19 protein-coding genes and 1 pseudogene are annotated in these 20,194 nt (G+C 57.9%); 5 read left to right on the top strand and 15 right to left on the bottom strand.

What is annotated here, in order from left to right:
- Position 1: 1 nt before the first annotated feature.
- The 3 genes from ACPJXG_RS18135 to ACPJXG_RS18125 are packed head-to-tail and all read right to left on the bottom strand — an operon-like array spanning position 2 to position 2,596.
- The gene (locus tag ACPJXG_RS18135) at positions 2-1,441 is read right to left on the bottom strand and encodes a hypothetical protein (RefSeq protein ID WP_425251913.1); all 1,440 of its coding nucleotides are present in this window, start codon (positions 1,439-1,441) and stop codon (positions 2-4) included.
- A gap of 31 nt (positions 1,442-1,472) precedes the next feature.
- The gene (locus ACPJXG_RS18130) at positions 1,473-1,742 is read right to left on the bottom strand and encodes a PAAR domain-containing protein (RefSeq protein ID WP_035817470.1); all 270 of its coding nucleotides are present in this window, start codon (positions 1,740-1,742) and stop codon (positions 1,473-1,475) included.
- Between the two features lie 11 nt (positions 1,743-1,753).
- Complete coding sequence (locus ACPJXG_RS18125; RefSeq protein ID WP_425251912.1) at positions 1,754-2,596, bottom strand: M15 family metallopeptidase; 843 nt, start codon at positions 2,594-2,596, stop codon at positions 1,754-1,756.
- Positions 2,597-2,816: 220 nt separating this feature from the next.
- Between ACPJXG_RS18125 and ACPJXG_RS18120 the strand changes: the two genes are divergently transcribed.
- Genes ACPJXG_RS18120 through ACPJXG_RS18100 form a run of 5 tightly spaced genes read left to right on the top strand, consistent with a single transcriptional unit; the run spans position 2,817 to position 9,728 of the window.
- The gene (locus ACPJXG_RS18120) at positions 2,817-3,590 is read left to right on the top strand and encodes a hypothetical protein (RefSeq protein ID WP_425251911.1); all 774 of its coding nucleotides are present in this window, start codon (positions 2,817-2,819) and stop codon (positions 3,588-3,590) included.
- Positions 3,587-6,484, top strand: coding sequence for a type VI secretion system Vgr family protein (locus tag ACPJXG_RS18115; RefSeq protein ID WP_425251910.1), 2,898 nt, complete (start codon positions 3,587-3,589; stop codon positions 6,482-6,484). Before ACPJXG_RS18120 ends, ACPJXG_RS18115 begins: the two co-directional genes overlap by 4 nt.
- A gap of 2 nt (positions 6,485-6,486) precedes the next feature.
- Positions 6,487-7,422, top strand: a complete 936-nt coding sequence (locus tag ACPJXG_RS18110) for a DUF4123 domain-containing protein (protein WP_425251909.1) — start codon at positions 6,487-6,489, stop codon at positions 7,420-7,422.
- Positions 7,419-8,081, top strand: a complete 663-nt coding sequence (locus ACPJXG_RS18105; protein WP_176390243.1) for a hypothetical protein — start codon at positions 7,419-7,421, stop codon at positions 8,079-8,081. The genes ACPJXG_RS18110 and ACPJXG_RS18105 overlap by 4 nt, the downstream gene beginning before the upstream one ends.
- 3 nt (positions 8,082-8,084) lie before the next feature.
- A complete protein-coding gene (locus ACPJXG_RS18100; RefSeq protein WP_176390242.1) occupies positions 8,085-9,728 on the top strand; it encodes a T6SS phospholipase effector Tle1-like catalytic domain-containing protein in 1,644 nt (547 codons plus the stop codon).
- An 18-nt stretch (positions 9,729-9,746) separates the two neighbouring features.
- Here the strand turns inward: ACPJXG_RS18100 and ACPJXG_RS18095 are convergent, their stop codons facing one another.
- The 12 genes and pseudogenes from ACPJXG_RS18095 to ACPJXG_RS18040 all read right to left on the bottom strand — a co-directional run bounded on the left by ACPJXG_RS18095 (position 9,747) and on the right by ACPJXG_RS18040 (position 20,193).
- The gene (locus ACPJXG_RS18095) at positions 9,747-10,850 is read right to left on the bottom strand and encodes a hypothetical protein (protein WP_425251908.1); all 1,104 of its coding nucleotides are present in this window, start codon (positions 10,848-10,850) and stop codon (positions 9,747-9,749) included.
- Positions 10,847-11,199: pseudogene (locus tag ACPJXG_RS18090) on the bottom strand (PoNe immunity protein domain-containing protein). The gene ACPJXG_RS18095 and the pseudogene ACPJXG_RS18090 overlap by 4 nt, the downstream one beginning before the upstream one ends.
- Before the next feature lie 33 nt (positions 11,200-11,232).
- Complete coding sequence (locus tag ACPJXG_RS18085; RefSeq protein WP_425251907.1) at positions 11,233-12,150, bottom strand: PoNe immunity protein domain-containing protein; 918 nt, start codon at positions 12,148-12,150, stop codon at positions 11,233-11,235.
- Position 12,151: 1 nt separating this feature from the next.
- On the bottom strand, positions 12,152-13,033 hold the full coding sequence (locus tag ACPJXG_RS18080; protein ID WP_425251906.1) for a PoNe immunity protein domain-containing protein: 882 nt from the start codon (positions 13,031-13,033) through the stop codon (positions 12,152-12,154).
- On the bottom strand, positions 13,030-13,701 hold the full coding sequence (locus ACPJXG_RS18075) for a type VI immunity family protein (protein ID WP_425251905.1): 672 nt from the start codon (positions 13,699-13,701) through the stop codon (positions 13,030-13,032). Before ACPJXG_RS18075 ends, ACPJXG_RS18080 begins: the two co-directional genes overlap by 4 nt.
- Positions 13,619-14,107: a hypothetical protein gene (locus tag ACPJXG_RS18070; RefSeq protein WP_425251904.1), complete on the bottom strand. Its 489-nt coding sequence runs from the start codon at positions 14,105-14,107 to the stop codon at positions 13,619-13,621. The genes ACPJXG_RS18075 and ACPJXG_RS18070 overlap by 83 nt, the downstream gene beginning before the upstream one ends.
- Entirely contained in the window at positions 14,107-15,132 is a 1,026-nt protein-coding gene (locus ACPJXG_RS18065) for a PoNe immunity protein domain-containing protein (RefSeq protein WP_425251903.1), read from the bottom strand. The genes ACPJXG_RS18070 and ACPJXG_RS18065 overlap by 1 nt, the downstream gene beginning before the upstream one ends.
- A complete protein-coding gene (locus tag ACPJXG_RS18060) occupies positions 15,129-16,205 on the bottom strand; it encodes a type VI immunity family protein (RefSeq protein ID WP_099404140.1) in 1,077 nt (358 codons plus the stop codon). Before ACPJXG_RS18060 ends, ACPJXG_RS18065 begins: the two co-directional genes overlap by 4 nt.
- A gap of 233 nt (positions 16,206-16,438) precedes the next feature.
- A complete protein-coding gene (locus ACPJXG_RS18055; RefSeq protein WP_425251902.1) occupies positions 16,439-17,557 on the bottom strand; it encodes a PoNe immunity protein domain-containing protein in 1,119 nt (372 codons plus the stop codon).
- A complete protein-coding gene (locus ACPJXG_RS18050) occupies positions 17,544-18,569 on the bottom strand; it encodes a PoNe immunity protein domain-containing protein (protein WP_425251901.1) in 1,026 nt (341 codons plus the stop codon). Before ACPJXG_RS18050 ends, ACPJXG_RS18055 begins: the two co-directional genes overlap by 14 nt.
- A 107-nt stretch (positions 18,570-18,676) precedes the next feature.
- On the bottom strand, positions 18,677-19,096 hold the full coding sequence (locus ACPJXG_RS18045; protein ID WP_425251900.1) for a PoNe immunity protein domain-containing protein: 420 nt from the start codon (positions 19,094-19,096) through the stop codon (positions 18,677-18,679).
- An 86-nt stretch (positions 19,097-19,182) separates the two neighbouring features.
- Complete coding sequence (locus ACPJXG_RS18040) at positions 19,183-20,193, bottom strand: PoNe immunity protein domain-containing protein (protein WP_081922354.1); 1,011 nt, start codon at positions 20,191-20,193, stop codon at positions 19,183-19,185.
- Between the last annotated feature and the right edge of the window lies 1 nt (position 20,194).

The following is a 20,194-nucleotide window of genomic DNA, read 5'->3' as shown; positions in this document are numbered from 1 at the left end:
ATCAGGTGGTGCTGTGACTGTTTTGCGCGGGCGGACCAATGACGAGGGCGCCGCGCTGGAGTGGATCGAGATTGCTGAAACATAAAACTTGCGCGCCGTCGTCGGCCGCCGCTTGCCGTGCCATGGCCAGGGCGGCCAGCGTCGTGACGGCGCCGCACTGGCCGCATGCGGCGCCGACGCCCAGCACCTGTTCGCCCAGGTCCAGTTGGGGCAAGAGGGCGCCGGCGCACTGCATCAGTTCGAGCATGCGGTTGGCGCGCTGGTCGGTATCGGCGCTGACCAGCGCGATGCCGGCCGCGGCCTCGTCGCCGGCCGCCGCCAGCGCCTGCCTGCCCAGGTCCGCCAGCATGTTCTTGTCGGCCGCTCCCCGCTGGCTGGCGCCTTGCGGCAGTTCGCCCGTGGCGGCGCGGTGCAGCAGGACTGGCGCCGGCTCGTCCAGCGGCGCCGCCGCGCCTGGGATGTCCAGCAGCAGCAGGCCGGCCGCGCCTTCGCCGGGAATCTGTCCATTCGTCTGGCTGGCGCTGAACAGCTGCTCCTGGCTCGCCAGGACATGCACGCGCAGCTCGCCCAGGTGCGAATCGCAGGCCAGCACGATGGACAGGCAGGGCGGCTGCGGCGGGGCCGCGTGGCCGGCAAGCTGGTTCAACAGGGCAAACGGCGCCGCTTGCCGGGTGGCCGGCTCGGTGGGTGGCAGCAATTGCTGCGCCGGCCAGCCCTGTTCGCGCGCCAGATGGCGCAGCCAGGCGTCGCCGGCCTGGTGCTGGGCGGCGCTCCACGAGGCCGGCGTCAGCAGGTGCAGCCGCAGCATGGGCCGCGCGCTGGCCGGCGAGGCCGGTGCGCCTGCGGACAGCGCATACTGCAGGGCTTCGTCCACCAGTTCGGCCAGCACCACGGCGCCCAGGGCCAGCGCGCGCAAGTCTTCCGGATTGAAGGGAAACGGTTCGCTGGCCAGGCCGGCCTGCGGATGCTCGCGCAGCCAGGTGGCCAGCAATTGCTGCTGCAGCTCTTCGTCGATGCCGTCCACCCTGGCGCACAGCAGGGGATAGCCGTCCGCATCGAGCAACTGGCTGTCGAGCGCGGGACGGCATTGGCGCGAGCGCATGGCAGCCAGCAATTCTGACGGCGTGGCGCCGCCCGGCATGCGCAGGCTGGCGGCCACGATATGCAGCGGCGCCGCCGCCGCGGGAGGTGTCGCCGCCTCGGCCTGCAGGGGCGCGGCAGGGCCCGGCGCCGCCAGGGCTGGCCCGGCCAGCAGCCTGGCCAGCACTTTTTTGCCCAGCCACAGCATGAATAGCAGGGCCAGCGGCAGCGCCAGCATGGCGCCGGCCAGCTCGCCGGGTGTCGGCATGCGCGTGCTGTCGCGCCAGTAGGCGATGGCGCCCGTCCAGCTCAGCGCAAAGACGGACACGGTCAGCAGGCAGCGTCGCAACCAGGGGCGCATCAGCGGGCTCCTCCGCATATGGGCAGGGTCGTCATGCCTGGTCGGTGGTGGCTTGCTGGCTGGCGATCAGCAGCGCCCCGCAGCTGGTCTTGTCGCCGTGGCGCGCCACGGGCTTGCCATCGACGATGAGGCTGGAGTCGCCGCTGACGATGGGGCACACGCCATGGCCGGGCAGGGGACAGGCGACCTTGTCGCCGACCCGCGCCATGCCGATGCCGCCGCTGTCGCTCACCGCCGATGCTTCCAGCACGGTGCCGCCATGCGATGTCTTGTCGCCTAATCTGATTACCGGACCCGCCATACGCGCTCCCTTCAGTGTTTTTTCATGACGCCGGGCAGGCGCAGTTCCGTATGCCCGAAATCCATCATCTTCCAGCGTCCGCCCCAGGTCATGCCGACCGATTCGGCCACTTCGCCATACAGCTGGTAGCCGCGCATGGCCCACGGATCCTTCTCGGAAATGACCAGCTTGCCATTGCGCAGGAAGGCGCAGTCGGCCGCCAGGCCGTACTGGTGCCAGCTTTGAAAAGCGGCCGCGTTGCTGACGTTGGGGCCCATGCCTGCCAGCATGTCTTGCCGCTCGGGGCTGCGGTAGCCTTCCAGCAGCGCCATCTCGTAGCCATGTTTTTCCTTCATGATCTTGAAGACCAGCAGCAGGCGCTGGGCGTACTCCACATTCAGCAAGGTCCAGTTGCGGCTGGCCGATACCAGCAGCGGACGCTCCTGGCGCACTTCTTCGGTGGCAAACACCAGCGGCGGCAGATCGACGGGCGGCACCAGCTGCTCGCCCTGCAGCAGGCTGGCCACCTGCGTATTCATTTCCCGCGTCGACACATCGTAGGCGCCCAGCATGGATTTGCTGTCGGCCATCAGGGCCAGCAGGGTCGGCAGGCTGATCGCGACCACGCCCGCGAGACACAGCAGGTAATGACGGCGCAGCAGGTCGGCCGTGCGGGTCCACAGCGTGGCGCCGCGCAGTCCCAGGCTGGCCATGCCCGTCTGCCGGCGCCTGGCCACGCGCTGCAGGCAGGCGGCGAGGCGCTGCTCCGCGCCATCGACGGCGTGCAGCACGAAATCGCGCCCGGCAGGAAACAGGATCAGCCAGCTGATCAGGCATGCCAGGATGAAATACAGCGCTACCGCGAGTAGGAACACGCTAACCTCAATCAATAAATGTTTGGCTGCGGGGAACGGTGCTGTCCATCAGGGAAAACAGGGACGCGATGGATATTGCCTGGAAGTATATCTTACAAAACTGATAATTAAGGGGGGCTTTTTTCAATTGTGCGGGGGGTGCGCACTGTTGATTTTATGGCACGCGTCATGATTTTGTTGAATAGCGTAAAGTCTTGCAAATATTACAGGAGCGCACATTTTGCGAACTCATGACGATAGCCCCCGGCTCCCGGCCCGGCCCAGCCTGTTGACCCAGGCGCAGCAGGCGGAGGCCGACCGTAACCGCATCCTGACCACGCTCGAGGGTGGCAATACCGGCTCGCCCGTCAAGGCCAGGCGCGGCAGTCTGGCGCTGCGCGGGGGCATGGGCGCGGTGGCCGCGCTGCTGCTCTTGTTGGCCGCCGGCATCTGGCTGGGCCAGCGCGGAGAAAGGGCTGGCGACGACGCTGCGCCGCTTCCCTTGCCCGCCGCCACTGCCGCACCCGCCGCCGTGGCGCCGCCGCCGGCCGTCGCCAGCATCCATGACGAGGCGCCGCAGCAGAGCCTGAGCGAGATGCTTGATGCCGGCGCGACCGCAACAGCCGCCACGGCCGCTGCCGGGAACGCGCGTGCCGCGCATCCCGACGATGTGCTGAGCAAGGCGCTGGAAACGCCATCGCCGCCACCGGCTGCCGTGAGACCGGCGGTCAAGGCGCCCCGTCCTGCAGCCAAAAAGCCACCGGTGAAAGGGCCGGCTGCCACGCCCGCGCGCCGCGCCGAAGACAGCGATGTCGCCCTGCTGTCGGCCCTGCTGGCCCACACGCAGGCCGCGCCGGTGCCGAAGAAAACCGCTTCCGGCCTGCGGACCCAGTTGCAGCAATGCGCGGCGCTCAAGCGCGACGCGGCCGTGGCGTGCCGCGCACGCGCCTGCCAGGGCCATGCCGGCAACGCGCAATGCAAGGCCGGGCAAGTTGCCGCGAAAGGCGGAAAATGAGTGCCGCCAGCGCCGATCAGGTCAACGCTTCCCTGGCTGGTTTCAGCAGCGTGACGCGGCTGTATGAGCTGTCGCTGGACGGCGGCGAGGGCGGGACGTCACAGTGGCTGGTGGAAGCGTTTGTCGCCGACGAGCAGTTGCAGACCGTGGGCGCGCGCGACATCATCGTGCTGTCCACGCAGGCGAATGTGGCGCTGGCGCCGTTGCTGGGCAAGCCGGCCGCGCTGCACGCCAGCCTGGCCGATGGCACGCGCACGCAGTTTTCCGGCTATATCAGCGCTGCAGCCATGCTGGGCAGCGATGGCGGACTGGCCCGTTTCCGGCTGCGCCTGACGCCGTGGCTATGGCTGTTGAGCCAGGTACGCAACAGCCGCGTCTGGCAAGACAAGAGCGTGATCGAGATCGTCGACAGCGTGTTCCAGGCGTACGCGCCGCAAGCCGACTGGCGCTGGAGCGGCGACACGGGGCCGTTCATGGCCGAGGCGCAGCCGCGCAGCTATTGCTGCCAGTACCGCGAGTCGGACCTGGCTTTCGTCACGCGCCTGCTGAGCGAAGAAGGTCTGGCCTGGCGTTTCGAAGAACATGAGGGCGGCCATTGCCTGGTGCTGTTCGCCGACAGCAGCGCCTTGAGCGCGGTGCCGGAAGACGCCAGCAGCGCGCAAGGCGGCGGCATCCGTTTTCATGGCGCGCGGGCCATGGAACAGGCCGATTCCATCCAGGCGCTCAGCCGGGCGCGCGTCTTGCGCACGGCGGTCGCGAGCGTGCTCAGCTACGATTACAAGGCCAAGAAAGCCGTCAGCGCCAGCGTGCCGACGCGGCTGGCGCCGGGCGGAAAAAACGCGCCCGCGCTGGAAAGCTATGACACGCCGGGCCAGTATTTCTATGCCAGTGCGGCCCAGGCCGAACGCTACGCCTTGCTGCAGATGCAGGCGATCGAAGCGCGCGGCGAGCGCTGGCAGGCGCGTTCGACCGTGCGCACCTTGCGTGCCGGCACGCGCTTTACCCTGACGCAGGGACCGCTGCAGCAGGATGGCGCCGAGGCGCCGGCGCTGGTGGTGCTGCGCGTGTGCAGCGTGGGCGTGAATAATCTGCCGGCGCCCGCGCGGCAGGGCCTGGCTGAACTGTTCGGCCCCATCCCCGAATTGCTGCAGGAAAGCCTGGCTGGCCAGGCGCTGGCGCCGCGCGATATCGCGCAATGCCAGCAAGTGATCGCGCAGGCGGCCGAGAGCGGCTATGCCAACCATATTGAAGCGATCGCGGCCGATACGCCATGGCGCCCCGTGCATGACGGCGGCGACGCGCGCCACCACCCGAAACCGACGGCCTGCGGCAGCCAGAGCGCCATCGTCGTCGGCGCCGACGGCGGCACCAGCGCCAGCGGCGGCAGCGAGATCCATTGCGACAAGCTGGGCCGGGTGCGCATCCGTTTCCACTGGCAACTTGACGGCAGCGCCACCTGCTGGGTGCGCGTGGCGCAGCGCTCGGCCGGCGGCGGCATGGGCAGCCAGTTCCTGCCGCGCATCGGCCAGGAAGTGCTGGTGCAATTTCTGGAAAACGATATCGACCGGCCCATCATCGTCGGCGCCCTGTACAACGGGCAAGGCGAGGGCGGCGTCGCGCCCACGCCGGGCGGCATCACGGACAAGCCCGCGGACGCCAGCGTCTTCGAGCCGGCGCGCGACCATGCGCCATCGGCGCAGGGCAACGTGGCCGGCGGTAACAGCCCGCTCTGGCATGGTGCGGCTGGCGGCAGCGCCGGTCACCGCAACGGCGCGGCGCAATGGGGCATCCGCAGCAAGGAATTCGGCGCCGCCGGCTCCGGCTCTGGCTATAACCAGTTGCTGTTCGACGATACCGACCAGCAGGGGCGCATCCAGCTCAAGAGCAGCCATGCGGCAAGCGAACTCAATCTTGGCCACCTGATCCATGCGGCCGACAATTACCGGGGCAGCCTGCGCGGCACGGGCGCCGAGCTGCGCACGGACGCTTACGGCGCCGTGCGGGCCGGCGCCGGCCTGCTCATTTCCAGCTACCTCGTCAACCACGACGCGCAGGCGCGCGATCCGGCCGGCGACAATGCGCCCGGCATGGTCTTGCTCAAGCAGGCCGCCAAGCTGGGTGCAACCTTCAGCGCCGCCGCCGTCACGCACAAGACGGTCGCGTATGCCAGCCACCTGGGCCCGGCCAAGGCGAATGCCAGCGTGCTCGACGAAAAGGCGGCACCCTTGCCGGCGTTCCTGACCAGCGTCTCCGGCATGCTGAGCCAGGAAAATACGGCCGCCGCCAGGCGCGACGCGGCGGGCAAGCCGACCAGTCCCGGCGACGACAAGCTGCCGCACAGCAGCGACGCCATCATCGCCATCGCCGCCCGCGCCGGCCTGGGCGTGCTGGCGGGCCAGGATATCCAGCTGGTCAATGGCGAAACCACCTCCCTGATGAGCGGCCAGGACACCCAGTTCGTCGGCGGCGGCCAGTTGCGCGTGCACAGCGGCCAGGCCATCGGCGCGCTGGCCGGCGTGGTCAAGGCGGGCGAGAACAATATCGGCCTGCAACTGATCGCCGCCAAACAAGCCATCGACCTGCAGGCGCAGGCCGACGTGCTCAACGTGCAGGCGCGCGAGGAAGTCAATATCGTCAGCGCCGCCGCGCACATCGACTGGGCGGCGGCGAAAAGCATCCGCCTGTCGACGGCGGGCGGCGCCAACATCACCATCGAGGGCGGCAACATCACCGTGCAGTGCCCGGGCAAGATCACGGTGCATGCCGGCAAGAAGAGTTTTGACGGGCCATCCCGTGCAAGCTATCCACTGCCGGTAATGCCTCGCAGTATTTGCAAGGAATGCCTGTTAAATGCGGCCAGGAGCGGCTCGCCCTTTGCCGCGAAGGGGGAATGATCATGCGCGAAAACGATGGCGGGACCCCCGCGTGTGGTTTGCAGTTGCTTGCGCTGCTCGATAGTCCTGCTCTCGACAAGGGGGAGTCCCTCTACAGCTTGATTGATGGCGCCAAGTTGGATGGTGTGGCCCGTATCCGCTTGCCTGGCGATCACAGCGTTGAGTTGTATTCCCTGTTGGGTGAATTGGCTGAGCCGGACGCCCTGTACGCTGGCCCGATATTGTTGCGGCATATGCAGCGCGAGAAATGTCCCTTGCTCGCCAAATTGCTGTGCACTGCCGGCAGCGCCCATTTTATGTCGCTGATTGTTTCTGGCCAGCCCCTGCAGCAATTGTTAGAACGGCTGACCTGGTTGACAGAGGTGGTGCACGATGACGGTACCGAGTGGATCATGCGCTACTACGATCCGCTTATCCTGCCGCACTGGCTGGACGTGCTGGAAACGGCGCAGCGCAAGATTGCACTCGCAGGCATCACGGGCTGGTTGTACAAGGACGTGCGTGGGGTGCCACAAATTGTACCTGGCGAGAAAAATGAGGCGCCTGCCCCGCCTGGCAGTGAATGCATGCTTTTGACGCAACATCAATATCTCGAACTGATGCATAGAGCATCGCCGTACATGCTGATGAAGCAAATGGAGAGCGATGATCCGCAGGCGCTAGATGGTTTGCCTCCGGATCAGCGCTACGACTTTTTTTTTGAACAACTGGGCAGGGCGCAGGCATATGGATTAAGTTCGCCCACAGACTTGAAAAGTTACTGCATGTTGTCGCTCATGTTAGGTGCCGATTTTCATCTGGCGCCACTCGCCGCCATCGCTTTGCAGGCCGAAGGAACGGCGCAGTCCTTCAGTGACCGGATCCTGGCCTGGACTCCTGGGCAATGGGCTGCGCTCGAAGAAGTTTCCGCTTCTAATATGAATGCGATCCCGACATGAAAAAACTGACCTCCATCGTGTTGTGCCTATTTATTTTGGCCGCTTGCGATTCCAGGGCGAAGGAAGAACGCTTGCAACAGGAATTAAACGAGAAAACCTTCACTACGACGTCATATAACTACACGCCGTACGATATTTATTCGATCGCATTCAAGGGCATTTCACTGCCATTCAATGTCGATGAAGCGCCCAGCGGTGGTTCCATTTTTTTTCGCGACGCAAGCGAGGCGGAAATGGACAATGGTGAAAAAGTCAGTTTCAGCAGTGGAAATTGCTGTTTCATCTGGGATAGTCCTGTGGATAAACCGCTGCGCGTGCGCGTGGTCTGGAGCGTGGTTTTCGATACGACCTACCACGATGGAAAATCGAGTGTCGACTATGACGAACGCACTTCCAGGATGAGTGCTCCTGGAAGCCGCTGGTGTCAGGCTACTGTTGACATCCTGCCCGCCAAAGGGCCCGAGCGCCCAACCATCGTGCTTTTGCACTTTCTTGCCGATGGTACGGTTCAGGCACATCTGGGCACATTCAAGACGCAGGCGCCGCTTGCTGCCGAGCAGGTAAAACTGCATTCGGCGCGCCTTCCCCAAGGCCAGTTCTGCAAGCAGGAAATCGAGAATCCTTTTTATGGCATACCGCGGACACCGCACAGGGAATAGACCATGAGCAATCCAACGATACGCCGGCTTAGCGACGTCACGAAGAGTGAGCGGCTTGCGCGAGGAATTTATCGCAAGGAACTGGAAAAATGTGCGAAGGAGTCGGATTGCCGAAAGCCCGTCTGGATCAGTTGTTTTTTTGACGGAACTGGAAATAATTTCAAAAAAGATGGCAATGGCTCGCTGGCTTCGTCGAAGGTAAAGTACAGCAATATTGCGAAATTGGGAAAATTTGCGCATACGGCTGAAGATGAAAAAAACAAGACCTACGCGATATATGCGCCAGGGGTCGGCACGCCGTTTCCAGAGGTTCAGGATAGTGGTGATGGAATCGATGGGGCGCTCGGCATGGCATCTGCTGCAAAAGGGCAGGCCCGGATCAGCTGGATGCTGAAGGAGTTCAAGATGCGGGTGGACAAACACATGCCGCATGTAAATCAAATCAATGTTGCGGTGTTTGGCTTCAGCCGGGGGGCAGCCCAGGCGCGGGCTTTTGTGCGTCAGTTGGCTGGACAATGTTATCAGCAAGGAGATGGGCTGATCTGGACCAAAAGTGGCGGATTTATTCAGCCGCGTCTGGTGATCTACTTCCTCGGCATTTTTGATACCGTGGCCTCGGTGGGGTTTGGCGGCAGTCGCCTTGAGTCCGATCTCAAATATTACCTGGGGCCTGTGTGGGGCGGCGTGATGTATTTGGCGGACGAGGGCGGCCATGCGGAATGGGCCGCCGATCTGCGTATTCCACCATACGTGCGCTTCTGCGAACATTATGTCGCAGCGCATGAAGTACGGGAGAAATTCCCATCCGATTCTATTCGAATCGATCAGGCCACTGATTCAAACTGCCGGGAAACCCTTTATCCCGGGGCACACTCCGACGTGGGCGGCGGTTATGACGACATGAATCAGGAGGGACGCTCAAACGAGTTGTCGCGCATTCCGCTGTGCAATATGTATCTGTCGGCATATGCGGCGGGGGTGCCGTTCAAGTCTCCCGAAGAGGTTCTTCAGGATTATGGCTCGCTGTTTAACATCAGCAGCGAATTGCAGGGATGCTTCGACACCTACATGAAGCACGTCAGCGCAGACAAGCGGCTCGAGAAACAAGTCATCAGCCACATGAACAATTACTATCATTGGCGCTGGGGGCGCACGGAACGCCAGCGCGCGGCGCGCAAAGAACGCGAAGCCATCATCGCAAAGGGGCAGTCCGTCATGTATGCCACGCCGGATAAATACATGACCACGACGGACAGCGAATGGGAACGCGACGTGCAGAACATCGCAGAAAAGAAAACAGGCTTTTTTCGTAGTGCGACGGAACCGCTGGAAGACGCGATCTACGATGCCTGGAAAGGCAAGCTCCGAAAATCGATGTCGGTTGCGGAGCGGACTTTATTTGACAAATTCTTCGATCGTTATGTGCATGATTCTGTTGCGGGATTCAAGAATCAGATGACTGACGCCAGTATCGGCTTTGTTGAAGCCAGTCGCTGGTCCCGAAACCGGCAGTATTTCATGGGGAAACGGGGCAAGAAATATCTTTATTGGCGATATGAGGGTTCAAAACCGGAATTGGGCGGCGTAAAAGAGGCGATGCTGGTGCCGAAAGAAGCGTCGGCAGGTGGCGATACGGCGATAGCCTAGCAGAAACGGGCTTTGCCGCTATCTGGCGCGGACCGCCGCCCTGGCTTGCTTGTCGCACTCGCGCACGGCGGCTTTGCATGCGGAAAACGCTTCCAGATAGGTCACGGCGCTCTGCCGCTCTGCGACCTGTTCTGCCACCTGCTGCGTGAGCTGCATCGCTGTCGTCGCGGGCATTTTCTCCAGTTTCCTGGTGATGTCTTGTAGCGAATTTTTTTGACGCGCCAGTTCCGCGGCCAGCACGGCCTTGCGCTCGGCGGCGGGCAGGGCCGGATACAGCCGGCCATTGCCAGCCTCGACACTGCCATCGGCCGTCATCGACAGCGACGCGTGCGGGGTGCGAAATTCCAGCGCCAGCTTGCCATCGGCCTGCACGATGACCAGCAGTTCCTCGGTGGCGGTGCCGGCCGGCAGCGGCAAGGTGCGCGTTTCCGGCTTGCCGTCCGGCAGCCAGCGGTACTCGATGTTGAGCTGTGTCGGCTTCTGTGGGGCGGCTGGCAGGTAGAAACAGCAATTGGCGGCGCTGCTCATGTAAGGGTTCAGGGGATCGGTATCGACGGCGTTGGCCGGATTGCCGGCATCGCTGACGCCGACCTGGATGGAGCGGGCGCTGTAGTTCAAGGTGCTGACCGCTATCTTTGCCTCATCGGCCCCGGGCCGGTAGTCATGCTGGCCGCGCTCGCCCCGTTCGGCATGGCCTGCCAGCAGCGGACGGCGCTGCATGGACTTGATGCCGATGGCAAAGATATGGCTCAGGTAGCCTGTATCCGAGCGGCCGTCGCGCGAGTAACTTCCGCCGGGCGTGTAGTAGAGGTAGCCGATGTCCTCTATCGCCAGGGCGCGCACCTTGCCGTCCTGAGGGAATAATGCTTCCGCCAGGTAGCGATCCCTGGCGCCCATGACCTTGGCGGAGAGCACGCCGGCCCATGCCCGTTCGCCCGCGAAACGGGGAAAGACGTTGAATTCGCCATCGATGAAGGGTTTGATCTTCAGCACATCCTGTGTCATGCCCGTGACGGGATCGATGACGGAGTAAATCCCTGGGAAGGGGCCGTCGGCGGCGTGCGCAAGCGCGGGCATGGCGAAAATGAGACAGGCTGCCATCACGGCGGGTTTGTTGCTCATGCTGGATCCAATCGCATGGAGGGTGGCTGACGCTGGAATGCCACCAGGTCGGCGGGATAGAATGCGGCATCGCGATAGCTGCTGTCGTCGATATCGAGCAGGCAGGTGATGGCTGCCGCTTCCCATGACCAGTAGCCTGAAGTGACGTGTCGCGCGCGTGGCTGTCATGGTAGGGTTCGCGGCGGCTGGCGTCATACCATTTTGCCAGGTAGTCCTGCATCAATGCCGGACGCTCTTGTTTTTCTGCCGCAAATATCTTGAGCGTCTTGACATAGGGCTGGCGGCGCGTGCATGTTGGCCAGGCGGTGTCCCTGCCATCGACGGAAAAGGCCAACAGGCGTTCGACCAGCCAAAAAAGTGTGTTCGTCCAGAGTCTGCATGCTTACTCCTGAAAATCCGTGTCATGGCAGGGCTGTTTGCCTTCGACATGTCCGACATCGCCCGCCGCATTCATATCTATGCTGGTATAACGGTTTTCCTCGCGCAGTGCACGCCCATACGCAACGAGATCTGTCGGGTAGGCGAAATGATCGATACCGCTGTCATCGAGGTCAAACACAAAGGCCATTGCACCCGCTTCAAATGCCCAGTAACCGTAATAGGGAGCGTAGCCTTCGTCGCTAATGCGCAGATGGCCGTTGTACCAGCGGGGATGATCCTTCATGGCAGGGTACCACTGCTTCAAATATTTTTTAATGAGAGTTTGTGCCGCACCTTCATCGCTTTCATATACCGTCTGCAGCAACGTCTCGTAGGGCTGGCCCAGTATGCAGGTATCGAGGGCCATCTCATCGTCCACATATGCGCCAATCAGCTGTTCAAACAGGCCGTCCTGTCCTCGGTGACTGCGAAATATGCGGATGATGCGCATGACCGAGCGCTGATCGCGCAATAATATGGCGACACTTAGTAATTGCAGCGTATCTTCATAATCGGAAAGATCGCCGAAATTTGGCGCCGCCCTGTATTTGTATGGGCCATACTCGGGGTATTGCGACAATATTTCCTTTTGTTGATGCTGATCGGCTTCGTTCCATTCCGAAAACCTGTCCACGATATCGGACAGCCGTGGCGCAAGTTCCTCGATTGGCACGCCAGCGGTGTAATCCAGCATCCAGATCCAGAAATTTTCCAGATATAGGAAATGGCAAGCCAAACTGGTGTCTCCAGCGCATTCAGCTGATTCCTTGTTTCTTAGCTGAACTTGTAGCAGCGCACGTGAATTCTCCAGGGTTTTTTCATATAACTGCCGACAAAGAAATTGTTGGCGGCGGCGATCATCGAATGGTGGATTTTTCATTTTATTCGCCGCGCTCTCGTTTGGCCGATGGTTTTATCTCCACGCTGCTGTGGCGGCTCTCTTTCCGTAGCTGGCGCGCATAATCGACCAGGTCTTTGGGGTAGACCAGATGGTCGATCTGGCTGTCGTCCAGGTCAAGTAAAAAAACCGTCGCACCCGCTTCAAATGCCCAGTAACCGTAATAGGGAGCGTATCCCTCGTCCCTGATTCTCAGATGCCCGTCGTACCAGCGGGGATGACCTTTCATGGCTGGATACCACTGTTTCAGGTATTTCTGGACCAGTTTGAGTGTCTCTCTCTCATTATTTTCATAGAAAACCTGAAGCAAAGTATCATAGGGCTTTTCGAGAATGCACGAATCGAGATCTTGCTTATCTTCGACATATGCGTCTATCAATTGCTCAAATAAGCCATCCTGGCCACGGTGACTGCGTAGCACATGGATGATGCGTAAGACCGAATGTTGATCGCGCAATAATATCGCAATGCTGAGTAGTTGTAGCGTGTTCTCGTAATTTGCAAGGGTGGAAAAGTCCGGCGCTCCGTTGTATTCGTACGGCCCATAATCCGGAAACTCGAGCGCCGCCTCCTGTTGACAGAATTGATCGATCTCATTCCATTCTTCAAACCTGTCCACGATGCCGGGGATACGCGGCGCCAGTGCATCGATCGGTTCACCCGCTGTGTAGTCCAGCATCCAGATCCAGAACGCTTCCAAATACAGAAATTGATGCGCCACAGAGTTTTCCAGCGTTGATTCCACTATCTTTTTATTTGCAAGTCGGACTTCAATTAATGCGAGCAGATTTTCCCGCGTTTTATGGTAAAGATCTTCGTAGAGAAATTTCTGCCGGCGCCGTACGTCGAACGGGGCGGTGATCATTGTTTTCCCGTCGTTTTTGCTGCTCGCTGACGCAGTTCGGCGCTGGGCCAGTCGCTGTCGGCATCGAAGCGCCGCATCCAGCGCAGCGAGTCGGCGTCGTTGAAGCGTTCGTTGGGATCGTCATTCCATTGGGCGCCACTTAGCAGGCCCATATGATCATGACGTATCGGCTTGAGCAATTTGTTGAGTAATACCGGCAGCGCCGGGACACCATCTTCAACCGGGTAAAGTGACGGCTCTTCGCCCAATTCAATCCATAGCCCCACGCTGAGTTCTTCTATTTTGATGCTTGGATGATGGAGGCTGAGCTTGACCTGCTCGCGGCTGATATCCAGTTTCTCGCGCCAGGTGTCCGACAGCAGAAAGCCCCACGTGGGGGGACGGATACCTACCGCCAATTCACCGTGCATGCCGAGATAATCATCGATATCAAGTCCGTAAAAATGGGTTGTCAGAGAACGTTCCCAGACTGAGACTTCCGATCGGGAGCCATACGCCAATGGCGTCGCCATGGCAAAGCCGCTGTATACCTGCGCAGCATCAAGGATTTCAGCCGTTTGAAGGACAAATTGTCTCCAGGCGTCTTTATTTTCGAGCCACCATGACCAACGATAGTAAAACTGAATCGACGAATAGGTTCTGTTTGATGGCACCGCGTCGTCGTTCATATAGTCCCGAACTTTCCAAAAAATATCCTGCCGTGGCAGGTGAGGAAATATGATTTTTCTGATCGGTAAAATTGAAGGCGAAATAGTCTTCTTTTTTTGTTTTTCGGGCAAATTCACGCAAATCTGGCAAACGCTTTGAGCCGTAAGGGTGAGGACGTTCCGAATCGGGGTGCGTGCCAACAAGATAGGGGTTTCCCGTCAGACGCTCAAATTGCTCATGTATATCCACCATCAGCAGTGACGTATCAAGATGATGCTTGCTGTCGTAGAGAAAATAAAAGCTGACGAAAGGGCTGACATTATGTGTGATCTGGTCATTTCCATAAGATGAATTCGGCCACTCCTTGAGATCGGAAACAAATCCTTCGATATCGTCATTGCCAAGAAAACTGTCCCTTGTACTCATTATTGTTCTTCACTCCAGTACCAGATGGTTTCGCCATGTACCGCATCGTTAAAAACAGGCATGATTTGGCCCTGCTCAAAATGGCTACGGCTGTGCAACTTTGCTGGGTTTTCCCAGAAGCCTGCTTGCGGGCAGGGCAGGCCGCCCTCGACGCGCCCCTTGCGTATCAGTGGCTCTGTTTCCTGACTGGTGTAGCGGCCTTCTTCCCATAATGTTCGCGCATAGTCGACCAGGTCTTTGGGGTAAACCAGATGGTCGATCTGGCTGTCGTCCAGGTCGAGTATAAAGACGGTCGCCCCCGTTTCAAAGGCCCAGTAACCGTAATACGCGGCATAGCCTTCCTCGTTGATGTGGAGATGCTCATCGTACCAGCGTGGATGATTTTTCATGGCCGGATACCACTGTTTCAAATACTTCTGGAGCAGGGCTAAGGCAGCGTTGTCGTCTTCTTCATAGAATACTTGCAGCAGGGTGTTGTAGGGCTTGCCGATAATGCAGGTGTCCAGGTCTTGACCGTCCTCGACATATGCGCCAAACAATTGCTCGAACAGCCCATCGCGGCCACGGTGGCTGCGCAGTACGTGAATAATACGTCGCACCGAACGCTGATCGCGCAGCAGGATGGCGATGCTGAGCAGTTGTAGTGTGTCCTCATAGTCGGAAAGGGTGGAAAACTGCGGCGCACCCTCGTATTCATATGGCCCATCTTCTGAAAAATCGAGCGCCGCTTCCTGCTGATAGAGTTGAGCGACTTCATTCCATTCTTCAAATTTATCCACGATACCCGCGATGCGCGGCGCCAGTGCTTCGATTGGTTCACCAGCGGTATAGTCGAGCATCCAGATCCAGAATTCTTCTAAATACAAAAAATGATGGACGGAAGCATTTCCCTGCATTGAGTCGGTTATTCTTTTATTTTCGAGTTCAACATCTATTATTGCGAGTTGATTTTCCCGCGTTTTATGGTAAAGATCTTCGTAGAGAAATTTCTGCCGGCGCCGCACGTCGAACGGGGCGGTGATCATTGTTTTCCCGTCGTTTTTGCTGCTCGCTGACGCAGTTCGACGCTGGGCCAGTCGCTGTCGGCGTCGAAGCGCCGCATCCAGCGCAGCGAGTCGGCATCGTTGAAGCGTTCGTTGGGATCGCCGTCCCATTGGCCAAAGCCCAGCAGCGCCATGTGATCGTCGCGGATCGGCTTGAGCAGCTTGTTGAGCAGCGCCGGCAATTCCGGCACGCCGTCCTCTACCGGGTAGAGCGCCGGCTCCTCGCCCAGTTCGATCCATAGGCCGGAGTCGAGCTCGTCGATCCGGATTTGCGGATGCTGCAGGCTGAGTTTTATCTGGTCGCGGCTGAGGTCCAATTTTTCACGCCACGTATCCGATAGCAAAAAGCCCCAGGTTGGCGGGCGGATGCCGTCTGCCAGTGAGCCGCTCATGGAAAAAGGATAATCAATGTCCAAACCAAAAAATCGCGGCGCCAGAGAGCGTTCCCACACGGTCACTGCCGAGCGGGTGCCGAAAGCAAGCGGATTGGCCATCGAAAAGCCGCTGTAAACCTGATCAGGTTTTAGTTTTCCCATGGTTTCCAGAACAAACTGCCGCCACGCATTCTTGTTGTCCTTCCACCATGACCAGCGATAGTAGAATTGAATGGATGAGTAAACCTTGTTTGACGGTTCTGAATTATCGTTCATATAATCTTTCATCTTCCAAAAATATCCCGCTGTGGAAGGAGATGATCTGTGATTTTTTTGATCAGAAAAATCGAAAATGAATGATTGACCGGGTTTTCTCTTGTGCGCAAACTCCCGCAAATCAGGTAGGCGTTTGGACCCGTAACGATGTGGCCGTTCTGAATCTGGATGCGTGGCGAAAAGATAAGGCATTCCAGTTAAACGCTCAAAATCTTCGTGGATGTCTACCATCAGTAGCGATGTTGTCAAAGAGTGATTGGTATCATATAAGAAATAGAAAGTAATAAAAGGAGACACTCCCAGATCTTGATTACCATCGTCACAGGACATGTTTGGCCATTCCTTGAGGTCAGCAACCATTCCCTCTACATCTTCGGCAGTAAAAAAACGTTCCGTTGTGCTCATCTTTTCTCCTCTCACGTCGTTGTTTTTTTATACCTTCAGAAAATGCCACACCGTCAAGCCACAGGCAGCATCCAGATTGCTCATGATCTCGCCCTGTTCCAATCTGCGGGTTGGCAGCCGAATGTCCAGTGCTTGCCGCTGACCGGCCTGCGTAGGCGCGCCATTCCAAAGGCTCATGCGCTGAGGCAGCCCGGCGCTGGGCCAGTCGCTGGCTGTGCCAGATGGAAAATGGGCTATTGTTCTTCACTCCAATGCCAGATGGTTTCACCGTATGCCGCATCATCAAAAACAGGCATGACTTGGCCTTGCTCAAAATGGCTACGGCTGTGTAATTTTGCTGGGGTTTCCCAGAAGCCAGTTTGGGGGCAGGGTTGGCCGCCCTCGACGCGCACATTGCGTATCAGAGGTTCTGTGCCCAGGCGAGTGTAGCGGCCATCTTTCCGCAGCTGACGTGCATAATCGACCAAGTCCTTGGGATAGACAAGATGGTCGATTTGGCTGTCGTCCAGGTCGAGTAAAAAAACCGTCGCACCCGCTTCAAATGCCCAGTAACCGTAATAGGGCGCGTAGCCTTCGTCCCGGATTCTTAGATGCCCTTCATACCAGCGGGGATGATTTTTCATGGCTGGATACCACTGTCTCAGGTATTTTTGGAGCAGGTCGAGCGTGGCCTTCTCATCTTCCTCATAGAACACTTGCAACAGCGTGCTATAGGGCTTGCCGATGATACAGGTGTCGAGGGCTTGTCCATCCTCCACATACCCGTCAATCAATTGTTCGAACAGGCCATCGCGGCCACGGTGACTGCGTAGCATGTAGATAATGCGTTTAACCGAATGATGGTCGCGCAGAAGGATGGCAATGCTGAGTAGTTGCAGTGTGTCCTGATAGTCGGAAAGGATGGGAAACTCCGGTGCTCCCTCATATTCGTACGGCCCAAACTCTGGAAACTCGAGCGCTGCTTCCTGCTGACAGAATTGATCGACCTTATTCCACTCTTCAAACTTATCCACGATGTCGGCGATGCGCGGCGCCAGTGCAGTGATCGGCTCGCCCGCCGTATAGTCGAGCATCCATATCCAGAACGCTTCTAAATATAAAAACTGATGCACTGAAGAATTTTCCAGCGTCGAGTCGGCTACTTTTTTGTTTTCAATGCCCCCGTTAATTAACGCAAATTGATTTGCTCTCGTTTTGTTATAAAGATCTTCGTAGAGAAATTGCTGTCGGCGACGCATGTCGAACGGGGTTGTCATCATTGTTTTTCCGTCGTTTTTTCTGATCGCTGGCGCAGCTCGGCGGTGGGCCAGTTGCTGATTGTGCCAGATGGAAAATTGGCTATTGTTCTTCAATCCAATGCCAGATGGTTTCACCGTATGCCGCATCATCAAAAACAGGCATGATTTGGCCCTGCTCAAAATGACTGCGGCTGTGTAATTTTGCAGGGGTTTCCCAGAAACCACTTTGGGGACATGGACTTCCCCCTTCAACACGGTGAATGTTGTGCAGTTGTTTCGTATGCAAGCTGGTGTAACGGTTCTCTTTGCGTAATTTTCTCCCATAGTCCACAAGGTCTTTTGGGTAGACCAGATGATTGATGCTGCTGTCATCTAGATCGAGAAGATAGACTGTCGCACCTGCTTCGAATGCCCAGTAACCATAATAACCGGAATAACCTTCCTCGTTGATATGTAAGTGTTCATCATGCCAGCGTGGATGATCCTTCATGGCGGGATACCATATTTTCAGATATTTTTTCAAAAGATTGAGCGTGGCACCTTCATCTTCTTCATAAAATACCTGCAGCAGTGTGTCATAGGGTTTCCCAAGAACGCAACTGTCTAGAGTTATTTCTTTTTCGACATATCCTCCAATTAATTGTTCGAATAGTCCATCTTGCCCACGGTGACTACGTAGTACATTAATGATGCGCATGACCGATTGCTGGTCGCGCAGCAAAATGGCAATGCTAATTAATTGAAGCGTATTTTCGTATTCAAAAAGATTGGGAAATTGCGGGGCGCCGACATATTCGTAAGGCCCAAATTCTGGAAATTCGAGTGCAGCATCCTGTTGGAATAATTGATATGCATCATTCCATTTTTCAAATGCATCGACAATGGCGACAAGGCGCGAGGCAAGTTCATTGATGGGGATGCCTGCGGTGTAGTCCAACATCCAGATCCAAAATAGTTCGAGATGCAAGAACTGATAAATCGAATTTTCACCTTGCGTTGTACTGGCTACTTTTTTATTATCATGTCCTACTTTAATGAGAAGAAGTTGATTTTCCCGTGTTTTATTGTAAAGCTCTTCGTAAAGGAATTGTTGCCGACGCCGTTCGTGAAAGACGCTATTTTTCATGGCGAAGTACCATTTTTCTTGTTTGGCGCAGATTTCTGCAAGATGTTGTCGAACTTGCGTTCAATGTAAATACCTAAGATACTTGGTTGTGCGAAATGGAAAATGGGCTATTGTTCTTCACTCCAATACCAGATGGTTTCACCGTATGCAGCGTCATCAAAAACAGGCATCACTTGGCCTTGCTCAAAATGACTGCGGCTGTGTAACTTTGCTGGGGTTTCCCAGAAGCCTGTTTGAGGGCAGGACTGGCCGCCCTCGACGCGTCCCTTGCGTATCAGTGGTTCTGTTTCCTGACTGGTGTAGCGGCCTTCTTCCCATAACTGTCGTGCATAATCGACCAGGTCTTTGGGGGAGACGAGATGCTCGATCTGGCTGTCGTCCAGGTCGAGCATAAAGACGGTCGCAGCCGCTTCGAAGGTCACGTAGCCGTAAAAGGCGGCATAGCCTTCCTCGCTGATTTTGAGATGCTCATCGTACCAGCGCGGATGATTTTCATGGCCGGATACCGTTCCGTACTCCAATACCAAATTGTTTTCCCATAGTTGGAGTCATCGAAAACCGGCATCTTGCCGCCTTGGGATGTTTTTGAGCGCCTGGCGCCCCGCGGGCATATTCAATTTTCCAGATATCGCCAGACAGTCAATCCATATCCTGATTCGAGGTCGAGCATGGGCTGTTCCCGCTCATACGACATGGCACGCGGAGGAATATCGAGCGATTCCCACGTTCCCGCCTTGGGGCAGGGGTCGCCAGCCTTGGCGCGCAACTCGTTTGCCGGCACAGGACCGCCGCCGTCCGGTTCATAGTCCACGCGTGCCTGCCGGAAAAAGGCCGTCAGGTCTGCCGGATAGAATGTGGCATCGCGATAGCTGCTGTCGTCGATATCGAGCAGGCAGGTGATGGCTGCCGCTTCCCATGACCAGTAGCCTAAAAATGACGTATCGCGCTCGTGACTGTCATAGTAGGGTTCACGGCGGCTGGCGTAATACCATTCTTCCAGGTAGTCCTGCATCAACGCCGGACGATCTTTTTCTTCTGCCGCGAATATCTTGAGTGTCTTGAAATAGGGCAGGTGGCGCGTGCATTCCGGCCAGTCGGTATCCCTGCCATCGATGGAAAATGCCAGCAGGCGTTCAACCAGCCCATCTTTTTCATGGTTGTTGAAATCGATGACAGGCGCCAAGCGGGGCAGCAAATTACCCCAACCCAGGAGAATGCCAAGGCAGATCATCCGGTTGACTTGTTCGTATGCGACATCGGGCAGGGCGAAGTGGGGAAAGCCCCGTTCCGCGGCGCTGGCCTGCAGGTCAAAAGCCGTGTCATATCTGGCAAACTCTTCCCAATATTCCAGTATCGTGGGATACAGCGCGCGCAGATCGGCTGTCGTATGGCCGGCGCTGTAGGCCAGGGTGAGCTGGTCGATACCTTCCCAGGCCCGCTGGCGCGTCGCCGTCATGAAGTTTTCTGGCGGGATATTTTGCAGTACTTCCGCGGGCTGTTGCAAGCCTGCCTCCACCATGTCGAAGCACTCGTCCTGGCTGTCTTTGCTTTCAACATAGATGGCGTATGACAACAGCAACTCCCTACGGGATGCGAGAAAAGTCTTTTCATCCAGTGTCTGCATG

Origin of the sequence: Janthinobacterium sp. NFX145 (assembly GCF_049810325.1) — a bacterium.
Lineage (GTDB): Bacteria > Pseudomonadota > Gammaproteobacteria > Burkholderiales > Burkholderiaceae_D > Janthinobacterium > Janthinobacterium rivuli.
The sequence above is the reverse complement of the archived record's forward strand: the minus strand, read 5'-3'. Positions and strand labels throughout refer to the sequence as shown.